This window comes from Mesorhizobium sp. M0139, from assembly GCF_040322455.1.
Taxonomy (GTDB): domain Bacteria; phylum Pseudomonadota; class Alphaproteobacteria; order Rhizobiales; family Rhizobiaceae; genus Mesorhizobium.
Genome location: NZ_JAMYTN010000004.1, coordinates 130,821 through 144,892 on the forward strand (window position 1 = coordinate 130,821; position 14,072 = coordinate 144,892).

The following is a 14,072-nucleotide window of genomic DNA, read 5'->3' on the forward strand; positions in this document are numbered from 1 at the left end:
AGCCTGCGAAGAATTGGGCGGGGGTGACAATCCACCCTGCCCAACCCGCCGCTTCGCTGCGTCCCGGCATTCGCCGGCCCATAGCCATGCTGTCCGTCTCGTCCTCAGCCTCCATCGCGCCGATGATAAAACCGGACAACTCACGTGCTACCTAATCCGGACAACTCATGTGCTTACGACAGAGGCAAGGCGTCGGGCTTGACTTTCCGGGCACGTTCTTTATGTGTCGCGCCAAGTTTCCCGCGTCCGGGTGTTTTCCCCCGCTCCAGCGGCCAGAACCCCACGAACATAACGGACTGATACAATGGCCAAAGCCGCAAACATCAAGATCAAGCTTCTGTCGACCGCCGACACCGGTTTCTTCTACGTGACCAGCAAGAACAGCCGTACCAAGACCGACAAGCTGTCGTTCCGCAAATACGACCCGGTCGCCAAGAAGCATGTCGAGTTCAAGGAAACCAAGATCAAGTAATCTGGTTTTCATACGCTCTGTCAAAAGCGCCGCCCCTTCGGGCGGCGTTTTTGATTCAAGGCCCCGAAAGCCAGAACCCTCCGCTGTTTGGCGCGAAGTGCTCATCTCATTTTTTGGCAAAAAAGGGGGCCGGTCGGCGTATGGCAGCGGTACGAGGAGGCCACTATGTGCCAGCGCCGGCCGGCCGACCCCACGGACCCAGGAGATGCGGCGGACCTGAGCATCATGGGGTATTCGGCGAAGCGATGCGGCTGTCTACCCTCGTGCCCGCATCGCCCTTGTTCTTGCACCGCACATTTGCGCAACAATGTTTGAAAATCAATAGTTTCTTAACCAAGCCTGCCGAATCGCTTGGATTAAGGTAAATTCCTAACCCTGTCCGATTGACTGCATAATCGGTGGTCTAGCCTACGCTGCCTTGGCGACGACCCGGTTGCGGCCGCCACTTTTGGCTTCGTAGAGCGCCACGTCGGCACGTTTCATCAACGCCGCGACCGTGTCCGCGCCCTTCAGAACCGATGACACGCCGACGCTGACCGTGACTTCGATCGCCTTGCCTTCAGGGCCGATGGCAAACGGCAGCTGGGCGATTTCAGCGCGAATGCGCTCGGCAACCTTCTCCGCCACCGCGCCGTCCGTGTCCGGCATCACAACGACGAATTCCTCGCCGCCGAAGCGGCAGGCAAGGTCGATGCCCCTGACGTTCTTGCGCAGCCGCCTTGCGAACTCGCGCAGCACATCGTCGCCGCCATCATGGCCATGCGAGTCATTGACGGTCTTGAAGCGGTCCAGATCGGTGATCATCACCGACAGAGGCCGCCGCCGCGCCACGGCGCGGTCGAACAGCGTCTGCAAATGGCTGTCGAGGTAGCGGCGGTTGTGCAGCCCGGTCAATGCGTCGGTCACCGCCATCTCGATGGTCTGGGTGACACTGGCGCGCAGCTGGTCGTTGTAGCGCTTGCGGCGCACCTGGGTGCGCAGCCGCGCCGTCAGCTCCTGCTGGTCGATCGGCCGCATCAGATAGTCGTTGATGCCGAGCTCGAGCCCGCGAATGATGCGCCCCTCCTCGCCTCCATCGGCAATCAGGATGATCGGCAGGAAGCGGGTGCGGTCGAGCGAACGAAATTGCGAACACAACCGCAGCGGATCGAAATCGGCAAAACCGGTCGAGATCAGCACGCACTCATAGGGCGCCTCGGCGGCTTGGAAGAAGCCGGCATGCGGATCGGTCGCAATGTCGAGCTTGGCGCTGCCGCGCAGCATTTTCTGGATGCGCTCAACCGACGATTTGCGCTCGTCGATCAACAGCACCTTCGGCGTGGCGTCCTCCGACGCGAAGCTGCGGCTCAACAGCGCCTCGATGCCGATGTTGCGGGTGGTCGATGCGCGCAGCCGCAGCTCGTCGGTCAGCGACTTCAGCCTGACCAGGCTCTTCACCCGCGTCATCAGCTGCAGATCGTTGACCGGCTTGGTGAGAAAGTCGTCGGCGCCTGCCTCGAGGCCGCGCACCCGGTCGGCAACGTGGCCCAGCGCGGTCACCATGACCACCGGTATATGCGCGGTCGCCGGATCGCTTTTCAGCCGCTTGCAGACCTCGAACCCGTCCATGCCGGGCATCATCACGTCGAGCAGCACGACATCGACCTTGCCGTTTTCGCAGGTCTCGATCGCGTCCGGCCCGTTGGAGGCCGTCAGCACCTCGAAATATTCGGCCAGCAGCCGAACCTCGAGAAGTTTGACATTGGCAGGGATGTCGTCGACGACGAGGATCCGCGCGGTCATGTCACAAGGCTCCGGCTGAAGGCATCAGGCATCACCGAGATAGGATTTGATGGTCTCGATGAAACGCGGCACCGAGATCGGCTTGGAGATGTAGGCCTCGCAACCGCCCTGGCGAATGCGTTCCTCGTCGCCCTTCATGGCGAAGGCGGTGACGGCGATGACCGGAATGGAATGGAGGTCGTCGTCCTCCTTCAGCCATTTCGTCACTTCCAGCCCCGACACTTCGGGTAGCTGGATGTCCATCAGGATCAGGTCGGGCCTGTGCTGGCGCGCCAGATCGAGCGCCTCGAGCCCGTTGCGCGTGCGCACCGTTTCATAACCGCTGGCTTCGATGAGGTCGCGAAAGAGCTTCATATTGAGCTCGTTGTCCTCGACGATCATGACCTTCTTAGGCATCGATTTCCCATCCCGGCCAGGCTTCTGCCCGAAGCCCTGCCGCTATGCGCCCTTGTCGAAGCACACCAAACCCTCGCCCACTCTTAAGGCAATATGATTGACGAAATGGAAACCCGAAGCGGCAAAAGCCATTCGGATTCCACCTCGAAAACCACATTGGATCGGGGCTGTGGCTTGCCGCAGGCGACGCTTGCGATTACTGCGGAAAAGAGACTCATTTCAGCAACGAGAAAGTAGTGATGGCAAACGCAGCGTCAATGCGCGAGGAAGCGGAAACCATTGCCGTGAAGGCACTGGGCTTCGTCGCCGCCGACCCCGAACTCCTGCCGCGCTTCCTGGCCATCACCGGCATCGAGGCGTCCGCCATCCGCCGCGCCGCGGCCGAACCGGGATTCCTTGCCGGCGTGCTGCAGTTCATCCTCGCCCACGAGCCGACCTTGCTGCGCTTTGCCGAGGAAACCGGCACCCCGCCTGCCTCAGTCGGCAAGGCGTTGCGCGCGCTGCCTCTTGGCGGCGACGACCATGAGCATTCGATATGAGCGACGATCCCGAGACGGCACGCCAGATCGCCGAACTTGCAGCCGACGACCGGCCTCTGCTGATCCTCGATGTCGACGATGTCGTGCTCGAATTCATCCGGCCGTTTCCGCATTTCCTGAAATCGCGCGGCTTCGGCCTGACCCTGGCCTCCTTCCGTCTCACCGGCAACATTGCCGAAACGGCGAGCGGCCGGCTGATCGAACAGCCGGAGGTGACGGCACTTCTCGGAGATTTCTTCGATACGCAGGCCGACTGGCAGAGCGTTACCGACGGTGCCGAACAAGCGCTTGCCAGCCTCAGCGACCGCGTCGAGATCGTCCTTTTGACCGCCATGCCGCACCGGCATCGCGCCGCCCGCCGCGCCCATCTCGATGCGCTCGGTCTGCCCTATCCGCTATTGACCACCGAAATGGCCAAGGGACCCGCGGTGGCCAAATTGCGTGGTAGCAGAGGCCGGCCGGTAGCCTTTGTCGACGACCAGCCCGCCAACCTCATCTCGGCACGCAACTCGGTTGCCGACGCCCATCTCTTCCACCTGATGGCCGACAATTCGCTGCGCGCCTTCCTGCCGCCGGTGCCGGACGACATCATCTCCGTCGAGGACTGGCACGAAGCCGCGCCAAAGATTGCTAGCGCGCTGGGACTCTGAGTTAGCCGCCCCCGAGGTCAGTGCTCAAGGCTTCGTTGCTGTCCCAGGGATCGCATCCGGATCGGCGTTGTCTTCCACGACCGGATCAGGCCCCTTCAGCATCGCGCCGTTGACCGTCACCGACCCATCATGCCTGGCGTTGATCACCCATTCGATACGGCCGTCCGGCAGCGTCTTGGCGAATCCCTTAATCGCAAGCGCCCCTGTGAAAGCCTGCGAGGCCTCCGGGTCAGATTTAGCCGCCGCCTGCAAGGTTTCAACGATCTTGTCGTAGCCGGTTACGTTGACGGTCACGCTCGCATCCGGCTTCTTGCCGGGGAACGTCATTTCGCCCTCCATGGCGACCTCGATGTCGCCGTTCTTCACCGTGCTGTGCCCGAGAACGAATTTTGGTATCTTGGCCAGGAAATTGGCGGAAATCTCGTCGCCGAAATCTGGCGGCAGCGGTGGATCCTTGCTGAAATCGAGGGTGTCGATGGTTTTCCTGGCCATACTGTCGAGATCGATGTTGGCGCCGCCGAAATTCAGGTCGAGATCCGTCGGCAGCAACGCAACGGTCCAACTGGGCAGCATCTGCTGCGGTATTGTCAGGCCGGAAACCTTGAATGCGTAGCTGATCTTGCCGTCCTTGCTGATGCCGTCCATGCCGACAACGGTGTTCAGCTGCGCCGCGCCGAAATTGCCGGCATATGTTTCAATGGCAAGGTTTTTGAATGCGTAGGTCCCATCGATCCGTTCCCATAGCGGCAGCGCACCGAGCAGAAGCGTTTTGAACTCTGCTTGATCGGCCTTCAGCCGGGCCTCGTCCTCATGGGCGACGGCGAACGCCAAAAGATCCAGAAGCGGCTTGGTCTGAATGGCCTTAGCGGTCACGTTCACAGCGAGCTCCGGTGCCCGGAGCGCTGCGATTGACCGGTCATCGATTTTGACCGTTTCGACGAAGTCCGCCATCGCCTGTGTGAGTTTAAGATCGACGCCGCCGTTGGCCGACTTCCTGGCGTCAAATTTGGAAGAGCCCAGCCCCACGCTCAAATCGGTCAATTGACTGACTTGGCGCGACGTCATCGTCATGCCCGCAATCGAACTGGTGCCGCTGGTAAATGCCGCCAGTTCCGGGTCATAGACGCCCGTGAACTTGCCATCCTTGACAACGATTTGCCCGGTGTTCAGGCCATTTGGGCCATTTACCTCGATGGACCCAGTCGTAGAGAAATCCGAGGCGACATCCCAGCCTCCGTCGCTGCGCGGTTTGACCCGCAGCGTGACGGGCGGGAAATCGAACCGCTTCAGATCCTGCTTCGGCATCTTCGCCACAAGCGCCATCACATCGAAGGTGATCTTGTAGGCACCCTCCTCGGCTGAGATCTTCAAAATGCCTTCATTGAGCGCCTGTTTGCCGACATAGCGAGAGAGCTCATCGGAAAGTTGCTTGGCACCTTGGGCATCGACAGCCTGGCCAAAGGCAGGAGCGCTGAGGGCGAGAAGGAAAGCAAGCGGCAAGACACGGTTCACAAAATTCTCCATTTGACCAAAAAGGAACGCTTCGTTCGTCTGCTATGAAACCAACCTACAGCTTCCACAGGACATCAACAAACGCCGACGGGTAATTAGACTACAACACCAGCCGCATCAGCGGCCGTCCGGCCTTGCGTTCGACAAGCCGCTCGAAGCCGGCCCTTTCGAACACACGCGACGAGCCGACGAACAGCCCGATCGAACGCGAATCGCGCGACACGTCGATCGGACACGCCTCGACCAGCCGCGCCTTGTTCTGGCGGGCAAAAGCGATGCCGCCCTCGACCAGGCGGTGGCTGACGCCCCGGCCGCGCGCGCTGGCGCGGATGAAGAAGCAGGAGATGGCCCAGACGCCGGGATCTACGGCGTCGGTTGGATCGACCGGCGCCGAGCCCCGGCCCCGATTGTTCCATTCGGGCACGTCGGCGCGTGGACCGATCTGCATCCAGCCGACCGCCTGGCCGTCCTCGAAGGCCAAAAGCCCCGGCGGCGGCCCGGCCTCGATACGCGCCTTGATATGATCCTTGTTGCGCTGCTTGTCGCTGGCCCGTCGGACCGCCGGCGCCATCCGGAAATGCGTGCACCAGCAGCCGTAACAGGCGCCCTGCTTGCCGAAAAGATCCTCGAAATCCGCCCACAGGTCAGGCGCCAGCGGCGCTATGGTGGTGCTCATGAGTTCTCTCCCGGCTAACCGCTTGTGGCGGCTTCCGTCCTGACGTACCATTGCATTTGTTCTCTTTATGTTCGCAGCGATGGCGGCCCCTGTCAACAATCCCGAGCACGGTTTTTGCCGCGACTGCCTGACCTTTCAGCGCAGCGATACCAGGCGCTGTGAGCGTTGCGGCAGCCCTCGACTCACCCGCCATCCCGAGCTCTACCAGCTGCATCTGGCGCATATCGATTGCGACGCCTTCTATGCGGCGATCGAAAAGCGTGACAATCCGGCGCTGAAGGACAAGCCGCTGATCATCGGCGGCGGCAAGCGCGGCGTCGTCTCCACCGCCTGCTACATCGCCCGCATCAAGGGGGTGCGCTCGGCAATGCCGATGTTCAAGGCGCTCGAAGCCTGTCCGGAAGCGGTTGTCATCCCGCCCAATATGGAGAAATACGTCCGCGTCGGCCGCGAGGTCCGCGCGCTGATGCAGGCGCTGACGCCGCTGGTCGAGCCACTCTCCATCGACGAGGCGTTTCTCGACCTCGCCGGCACCGAGCGCCTGCACGGCATGCCGCCGGCAGTGGTGCTGGCACGCTTTGCGCAGACCGTCGAAAAGGAAATCGGCATCACCGTTTCGGCCGGCCTTTCCTACTGCAAGTTCCTGGCCAAGGTTGCCTCCGATTTCCGCAAGCCGCGCGGCTTTTCGGTGATCGGCGAAGCCGAGGCGCTGGGTTTCCTAGCCGAACAGCCGGTGACGCTGATCTGGGGCGTCGGCAAGGCTTTTGCCGCAACGCTAGAACGCGACGGCATCCGCAGCATCGCCCAGTTGCAGCGCATGGAGCGCGCCGATCTTATGCGCCGCTATGGCGTGATGGGCACCCGGCTCTACCATCTCTCGCGCGGCCAGGACGACCGCCGTGTCGATCCCGACCAGGATGCGAAAAGTGTGTCGGCCGAAACCACTTTCGACACCGACATAGCTGAAATGGGCGAACTGGTTCCAGTGCTGAGGGGATTGTCGGAAAAGGTCTCGGCGCGGCTGAAGAAGTCAGGCATTGCCGGGCGCACCGTGGTGCTGAAGCTGAAGACGCAGGATTTCAAGCTGCGCACCCGCAACCGCCAGCTCGGCGACCCGACAAGGCTGGCCGACCGTATTTTCCAGACCGGGCTCGACCTGTTGCGCAAGGAGGCGGACGGGACAAAGTACCGGCTGCTTGGCATCGGTGTCAGCGATCTCTCGGATGACGAGAAGGCCGATCCGCCCGATCTCGTCGACGTCGGCTCGCGCAAGCGCGCCATGGCCGAAAGCGCCATCGATACGCTGCGCGACAAGTTCGGCAAGAAGGCGGTGGAAACCGGCTACACCTTCGGTAAAGGCCGCAACGCCAACCCGCCGGAGCCGATCGAGGAGTGAGACGGCTTAGATACGCTTGAGATCGATGCGGCTCGTCACCACGTTGTTGCCGGTTTTCGGATCGACGTCGGTAACGGTCAACCGCATTCCGTCGCCGCTGGTTTTCTCGACCGTCAACCGCGCCTTGCGATCGCCATTGACCTCCGCCGCCCAGCGAATGGCGAGACTGATCGCGTTCCCGGAACGGCTGCCGGCGAGCTGTGCCGGCCCGGTGCGCGACCCGACATAGACGCCAGTATACTTCGCCCCGCGGGCCTTCAGATTGGCGCTGATGGCGCGCGTCACCACGACAAGACCACGGCAATTGCCGTCAAGCGACAATGAACTCGAGGTCGCGTCGGAATTGAAGGTGCAGGACACATTCACCGTCGGTGCGTCGGTGGTGACCTTGACTGTCCCCTTGCCGGAGAAATTCCCTTGCAAGGAGCTGAGAAAATTCGCCTCGTCGGCATCGGCCGTGGCGCTTGCAGTTACCAGGCAGCCGGCTAGCAGAAACCGCGCGAATGATTTCATCGGAATCTCTCCCCCGTTGATGTTGAAGAAACGATGCGTCCAGCAATTGGCCAATACCGGGAACCAACGCCTGCCGTTGCGTCAGGTTCCACTTCCAGCATGGCTGTTTTGCAACGGGTCTGGCCCAGTCGAATGCGTCGCCTAACGGTTGCGATAGAAGTCCCGGCTTGCGACATAGCGCCTATGGCACCTTCCCCATCGATCCCCAAAGCCGCGTTCTGGATGGCGCTGTCGATCGCCTCGTTTCTGGCGATGTCGGTCGCCGGCCGCGCAACCACCGCCGAGCTCAACGTCTTCCAGGTGCTGGAACTGCGCTCGGTGATCGGCTTCTTCATCCTGTTGCCGCTGGTGACGATGAGCGGCGGATTCGCCGCAATGCGCACGCAGCGCCCGTTGGCCCATATCGCTCGCAATGTCATCCACTATACGGGCCAGGCGGCATGGCTCTATGCGCTGACGCTGATCCCGCTTGCGGTGCTCATATCGATCGAATTCACCACGCCGATCTGGACCGCGATCCTGGCGGTGACCTTTCTTGGCGAAAGGCTCTCCCGCCCGAAAATTGCGGCGGTCGTGCTTGGCCTGATCGGCGTGGTGGTCATCGTTCGCCCCGGCGTCGGCTCCATGGATCCGGGTCACCTCGTCGTTCTCGGCGCGGCCGTGTGCTTTGGCGTATCGGTGGTGTTGGTCAAGTCGCTGACCCGCACGGACAGTGTCGTGCGCATCATCTTCTGGATGCTGATCATCCAGTCAGTGGTCGGCCTGATCCCGGCGCTTTATGAATGGCGCAACCCACCGCTCGAACTCTGGCCATGGATCCTGCTGATTGCCTTCACCGGCATGTCGTCGCATTTCTGCATGGCGCGTGCCCTCACCTATGCCGACGCTACGGTGATTTCACCGATGGATTTCCTGCGCGTGCCACTGTCGGCGCTGATCGGCTGGCTGCTCTACAGCGAACAGATCGACATCTTTACAGCCGGCGGCGCCCTGCTGATCCTGATGGGCAACCTGCTCAACCTGCAGCGCAAGGCGCCAAAGCCGGCCGAGGTCGCGGCCTCGGAGCGGTCGGTCAATTCCCCTCATCCGGTATGTTGAGAAGATGCCCGCAGGCCTTGCAGTGCACGGCGTCCGGCTCATGCCGTTGCAGTCCGCACTGCGGACAGGGAAAGAACACCTTGGCGGGTCGAAAAATCGCCGTCGCCAGTCTGACGAACAGCGAGATGCCGATGATCATGGTGGCGATCGCGGTCAGCTTGCCGGCGATCCCCGGCAGCACGATGTCGCCGAAACCGGTCGTCGTCACCGTGGCAACGGTGAAATACAGCGCATCAATGTAGTTTTCGAGGCCGGCGCCGGTGCGGAAGAAGAAGGTGTAGACGAAGCCGGTGATGACGAACAGGAACGTCAACAGGTTGATGACCGCGTGGCTCGCCTCGCGCCAGGGCCTCAAGCCACGCATTTCGAAATGCTGCCACAGCGAACCGCTGCGCGACAGCGACCACAGCCGCAGGATGCGCAGGAACGCCAGATTTGCCAGCGCCGTCGGCATCAGCAGCGTCAAAAGGATGAAGACATCGACCCAGGATGTCGGCTGTTTCATCAGCCGCAGCATGTCGTTGGAGGCTAACAGCCGGGCAATCAGGTCGGCGGCGACCAATGCGGCGACGGTATAGTCGAGCCACAGGAATGACGGCTTGTCCTGGAGCACCGGCGTGGCAACGAAGAAGGCGATGATGGCGAGGTCGATGATGACCGCCGCCAGTTGAAACCGGAACGCCGCCGGCGTGCGTCCGTGATAGAGCTTGCGCAGCCTGTCACGCAGCCGCGCCATCGCTGAGCTTTGCTGCAATCCGTCCTTCTCGGCTGCTTTCATCACCAAGTGCGTAACGGTCCCAGCCGGGGTCGTCTAGAGCATGATCCCAAAAAATGGGGTGCCGGTTTGCGGAAAAGATCATGCTCCAACAAAGGGTTAGATCATGATGAGATTTCAACCAAATCTCATCATGATCTGACCCGGTGATCGTCACCCCTCCACCACCTTGCCGTCCGGCCCGACAAGGCGCCAGGCCGAGGCGGTGTCGTAGACGAACCGCTCCTCCGCAATCCGGTCACCACGCCAGCGCTGCAGGGCCACCTCTTCCAGCCGGCGCACGGTGCCGGCCTTGTCGACACGGTCGAAGGTCCAGCGGATGGCGACATTGTCGCCATCGACCAGGAATGTCTGGACAGGATGGGTGTGCATCTTCTCGATCCGGTCGAGTGCTGCCTGCTCATGCGCCATCAGTGTTTCCTTGCCGCGCCGCGGGACGCCGAGATTTTCCTGCATGGTGGCATCGTCATGGTAGAAGTCGGCGATCGCTTTGACGTGGCTGCCTTCGACCACCTCCTTGAGGAAGGCTTCGACGCGTTCGCGGCTGGGCATGATTGTGCGTTCCTGTGAAGTTTCTGCTCAACGCATGTGGTTCAAAGGAAGGTCAGGTCAACCACGCCCCGCACGCTGGCCCTATCGGCTGCAATGTCAGGCCCAGAGCATCTTTAGGCCGTGATGCACTGGCCGACGTCGATGCGATTGCCGTGTATATCAGCGCAGCCTAGACGAGCTCGACTTCGACCACACCCGGCACCGCGCGCATGGCCGACGCGATCTGCGGCGAGATGCGGTAGCGGTTGGGCAATTCGATCTCGATCTCGCCCTGCGCCTCTTCTTTGATGACGATAATGCTTACCTGACTTTCCCCACGCTGGGTAAGCTGCGATTGAATCGCCGACGCAGGCCCGTCATTTCGAACGAAGATGCGCAGCGCCTTCTGGATACGGCTGGCCTCATCCTCCAGCGACTGCACCGTCTGGATGCGCAGATTGACCCCTTCGGGCCTATCCTCGGCCGAAACGGTGATCACCACCGAACGTCCGGGCTCGAGCAGATCGCGATACTGCGCCAACCCTTCCGAAAACAGCACGGCTTCATATTGGCCAGATGTGTCGGAAAAGGCGATGACGCCCATCTTGTTGCCGGTTCGGGTCTTGCGCTCCTGCTTGGTGGTGACGGTGCCGGCGAGCCGGCCCGCGGCGGCACCGCGTTTGACCGCAGCCGAGAACTCGCCCCAGTTTTGCACGCGCATCTTCTGCAGGGCCGCCTTGTACTCGTCGAGCGGATGCGCCGAAAGATAGAAGCCGACGACCTGGAATTCGCGGTGCAGCCGATCGGCGGCAAGCCACGGATCGGTCTGCGGCAAATTGAGCGCCTGCTGCTGCGCGCCGAGCGACGCGCCGAAAATGTCGTGCTGGCCCGAAATGGCATTCTGCTGCGCCAGAGAAGCCAGCCCCATCATCCGTTCGACGCCGGCCATCATCTGGGCGCGGTCGTGGCCGAAGCAGTCGAGCGCGCCGGCCATGATCAGGCTTTCGAAGACGCGCTTGCCGACGATCTTGGGATCGACCCTTTCACAGAAATCGGCGAGATTCTTGAACGGCTTTTCGCCGCGCATGGCGACGATGTGCTCGACCGCAGCGTCGCCGACGCCCTTGAGGGCCGCCAGCGAATAGTAAATGCGGTTCTCGCCGACCTCGAAATTGCGGAAGCTGGTCATCACTGACGGCGCCACCACCTCGATGCCGAGACGCAGCGCATCCTGGCGGAAATCGGCGAGTTTGTCGGTATTGCCCATGTCGAGCGTCATCGACGCCGCCAGGAACTCGACGGGGTAATGCGCCTTGAGATAGGCGGTCTGGTAGGACACGACGGCGTAGGCGGCCGCGTGCGATTTGTTGAAGCCGTAGTCGGCGAACTTGGCCAGAAGGTCGAAGATGAAGTCGGCCTGCGGCTTGCCGACACCGCGTTCGACCGCACCGGTGACGAAGCGCTCGCGCTGCTTGTCCATTTCGGCGCGGATCTTCTTGCCCATGGCGCGGCGCAGCAGGTCGGCTTCGCCGAGCGAATAGCCCGACAGCTCCTGCGCGATTTGCATCACCTGTTCCTGGTAGACGATGACGCCTTGCGTCTCCTTCACCAGATGGTCGATCTTGGGATGGATCGATGCCATCTCCTCCTCGCCATGTTTTCTGGCATTGTAGGTCGGGATGTTCTCCATCGGGCCGGGACGGTAGAGCGCCACCAGCGCGATGATGTCCTCGATGCAGTCGGGCCGCATGCCGATCAGCGCCTTGCGCATGCCGGCACTTTCCACCTGGAACACACCGACCACTTCGCCGCGCGACAGCATGGCGTAGGTTTCAGGATCGTCGAGCGGGATCGTCGCCAGGTCGATCTCGATGCCGCGCCGGCGGATCAGCTTCACCGCCGTCTCCAGCACCGTCAGCGTCTTCAGGCCGAGGAAGTCGAATTTTACCAGCCCGGCCTGCTCGACATATTTCATGTTGAACTGGGTGACCGGCATGTCGGAGCGCGGATCGCGGTACATCGGCACCAGTTCCGACAAGGGCCGGTCGCCGATGACGATGCCGGCGGCGTGCGTCGAAGCGTGGCGGTAGAGCCCTTCCAGCTTTTGCGCCATATCGAGCAGCGTCTGCACGATTGGCTCCTTCTCGGCCTCCTCGGCAAAGCGCGGCTCGTTGGCGATGGCATCCGCCAGCTTGACCGGATTGGCGGGGTTCTGCGGCACCATTTTGGAGAGCTTGTCGACTTGGCCGTAAGGCATTTGCAGCACGCGGCCGACGTCGCGCAGCACCGCGCGCGCCTGCAGCGTACCGAAGGTGATGATCTGCCCAACCTGGTCGCGGCCATATTTCTGCTGGACGTAGCGGATGACCTCTTCGCGCCGGTCCTGGCAGAAGTCGATGTCGAAGTCGGGCATCGACACGCGGTCGGGGTTGAGGAAGCGCTCGAACAGCAGCGAGAAGCGCAGCGGATCGATGTCGGTGATGGTCGTGGAATAAGCGACCAGCGATCCGGCGCCCGAACCACGGCCCGGCCCGACCGGAATGCCTTGCGCCTTGGCCCATTTGATGAAGTCGGCGACGATCAGGAAATAGCCGGGAAACTTCATCTTCTCGATGATGGAGAGTTCGAAATCGAGCCGCTCGCGGTATTGTTCGACCGTGTAGCCGGAAGTGGGCCCATGCGCAGCCAGCCGCGCCTCCAGCCCCTCATGCGCCTGCCGGCGTAGCTCATCGGCCTCCGCTTTCAGCGCCACCTCATTGTCGGCGACATCGCCGCCGGTAAAGCGTGGCAGGATCGGATTGCGGGTCTTGGGATAATAGGAACAGCGCAGCGCGATCTCGACGGTGTTGTCGATCGCTTCCGGCAGGTCGGCGAACAGCCGCGCCATATCCGCCTGGCTGCGCAGGAAATTGTCCGAAGTCAGCCGGCGACGGTTGTCGGCGGCAACCACCGAACCCTCGGCAATGGCGATCAGAGCATCATGCGCGTCATAGTCGTCGCGGGCGGCGAAGAACGCCTCATTCGTGGCGACCAGCGGCAGATCATGGATATAGGCAAGGTCGACCGATGATTTCTCGATAGCGCGGTCATAACCGGAAACACGGTCCAGCTCGACATAGAGCCGGTCGCCGAACAGCGCCTTGAGTGCCAGAAGCCGCGTCTCGGCAAGATCTCGGCGATCCTCCTTCAGCGCCCGGCCGATCGGGCCGCGCGGCCCGCCGCTGAGGCAGATCAGGCCATCGCTATGGCCTTCCAGCATTGCTGACGTCAGATGCACGGGCTCGCCCGGCGGCGTCTCCAGATAGACCTGGCTGACCAGCCTGACGAGGTTGCTGTAGCCGGCCTCGGTGGCGGCGAGCAGCACCACGGCGTGCATCTCCGGACCATGGCGGCGGCGGTCGCGCTGCGCGTCGCTGGTCTCGCCGGAAAAGGCGAGATCGATCTGGCAACCGATAATCGGCTGGATGCCTTCCTTCACCGCCTTCTGGGCAAATTCCAGCGCGCCGAACAGATTGTTTGTGTCGGTGACTGCGATTGCCGGGCACTCGTCCTTGACTGCATGACCGACAACGGCGGCGACCTGCAAGGCGCCCTCGAGCAGCGAATACGCCGAATGCACGCGCAGATGGATGAACGGCCGCGCCGGTGCCTCCGGGCGCGCAGCAGCGAGCGCTGCTTCGCGCCTCAGGGGATCGCGTGGAAGTTTGTCATCCGCCATGATGTTTCAAATTG

Annotated in this window: 13 protein-coding genes; 5 read left to right on the plus strand and 8 right to left on the minus strand. The window is 62.0% G+C overall.

The features are described from left to right. Positions 1-304 precede the first annotated feature (304 nt). Complete coding sequence (gene rpmG, locus NKJ58_RS07975) at positions 305-472, plus strand: 50S ribosomal protein L33 (RefSeq protein ID WP_006201775.1); 168 nt, start codon at positions 305-307, stop codon at positions 470-472. A 408-nt stretch (positions 473-880) separates the two neighbouring features. Here rpmG and NKJ58_RS07980 read toward each other — a convergent pair whose 3' ends face one another. Together NKJ58_RS07980 and NKJ58_RS07985 are read right to left on the minus strand one after the other, a co-directional pair. Continuing rightward, entirely contained in the window at positions 881-2,254 is a 1,374-nt protein-coding gene (locus tag NKJ58_RS07980) for a PleD family two-component system response regulator (protein WP_352852924.1), read from the minus strand. 24 nt (positions 2,255-2,278) lie between these two features. Continuing rightward, positions 2,279-2,650 (minus strand): response regulator, encoded by a 372-nt coding sequence (locus NKJ58_RS07985; RefSeq protein ID WP_023667574.1) that lies wholly within the window; start codon positions 2,648-2,650, stop codon positions 2,279-2,281. A gap of 239 nt (positions 2,651-2,889) precedes the next feature. Between NKJ58_RS07985 and NKJ58_RS07990 the strand changes: the two genes are divergently transcribed. Next, complete coding sequence (locus tag NKJ58_RS07990; RefSeq protein ID WP_023691161.1) at positions 2,890-3,189, plus strand: DUF3572 domain-containing protein; 300 nt, start codon at positions 2,890-2,892, stop codon at positions 3,187-3,189. Then, complete coding sequence (locus NKJ58_RS07995; protein ID WP_023681574.1) at positions 3,186-3,839, plus strand: hypothetical protein; 654 nt, start codon at positions 3,186-3,188, stop codon at positions 3,837-3,839. The genes NKJ58_RS07990 and NKJ58_RS07995 overlap by 4 nt, the downstream gene beginning before the upstream one ends. 24 nt (positions 3,840-3,863) lie before the next feature. On the opposite strand, the gene NKJ58_RS08000 is transcribed toward NKJ58_RS07995, so the two are convergent. Then, entirely contained in the window at positions 3,864-5,351 is a 1,488-nt protein-coding gene (locus NKJ58_RS08000) for a hypothetical protein (RefSeq protein WP_023667577.1), read from the minus strand. A gap of 100 nt (positions 5,352-5,451) precedes the next feature. Beyond that, positions 5,452-6,027, minus strand: coding sequence for a GNAT family N-acetyltransferase (locus NKJ58_RS08005; protein ID WP_023667578.1), 576 nt, complete (start codon positions 6,025-6,027; stop codon positions 5,452-5,454). A gap of 67 nt (positions 6,028-6,094) precedes the next feature. Between NKJ58_RS08005 and NKJ58_RS08010 the strand changes: the two genes are divergently transcribed. Next, complete coding sequence (locus tag NKJ58_RS08010) at positions 6,095-7,423, plus strand: DNA polymerase IV (RefSeq protein WP_023667579.1); 1,329 nt, start codon at positions 6,095-6,097, stop codon at positions 7,421-7,423. A gap of 6 nt (positions 7,424-7,429) precedes the next feature. On the opposite strand, the gene NKJ58_RS08015 is transcribed toward NKJ58_RS08010, so the two are convergent. Continuing rightward, positions 7,430-7,936, minus strand: a complete 507-nt coding sequence (locus tag NKJ58_RS08015; RefSeq protein WP_352852925.1) for a hypothetical protein — start codon at positions 7,934-7,936, stop codon at positions 7,430-7,432. Positions 7,937-8,119: 183 nt separating this feature from the next. On the opposite strand from NKJ58_RS08015, the gene NKJ58_RS08020 reads away from it, so the two are divergent. After that, positions 8,120-9,034 carry a DMT family transporter gene (locus NKJ58_RS08020; RefSeq protein ID WP_023753321.1) on the plus strand — a complete coding sequence of 305 codons (915 nt, stop codon included), beginning with the start codon at positions 8,120-8,122 and terminating at the stop codon, positions 9,032-9,034. Here the strand turns inward: NKJ58_RS08020 and NKJ58_RS08025 are convergent. From NKJ58_RS08025 to dnaE, 3 genes are all read right to left on the minus strand, one after another. Beyond that, positions 9,009-9,812 (minus strand): potassium channel family protein, encoded by an 804-nt coding sequence (locus NKJ58_RS08025; protein ID WP_023753322.1) that lies wholly within the window; start codon positions 9,810-9,812, stop codon positions 9,009-9,011. The two genes, NKJ58_RS08020 and NKJ58_RS08025, sit on opposite strands and share 26 nt — an antisense overlap. A gap of 150 nt (positions 9,813-9,962) precedes the next feature. Continuing rightward, on the minus strand, positions 9,963-10,361 hold the full coding sequence (locus NKJ58_RS08030; RefSeq protein WP_023667583.1) for a nuclear transport factor 2 family protein: 399 nt from the start codon (positions 10,359-10,361) through the stop codon (positions 9,963-9,965). A gap of 169 nt (positions 10,362-10,530) precedes the next feature. Then, a complete protein-coding gene (gene dnaE / locus NKJ58_RS08035) occupies positions 10,531-14,058 on the minus strand; it encodes a DNA polymerase III subunit alpha (RefSeq protein ID WP_023729858.1) in 3,528 nt (1,175 codons plus the stop codon). Positions 14,059-14,072 lie beyond the last annotated feature (14 nt).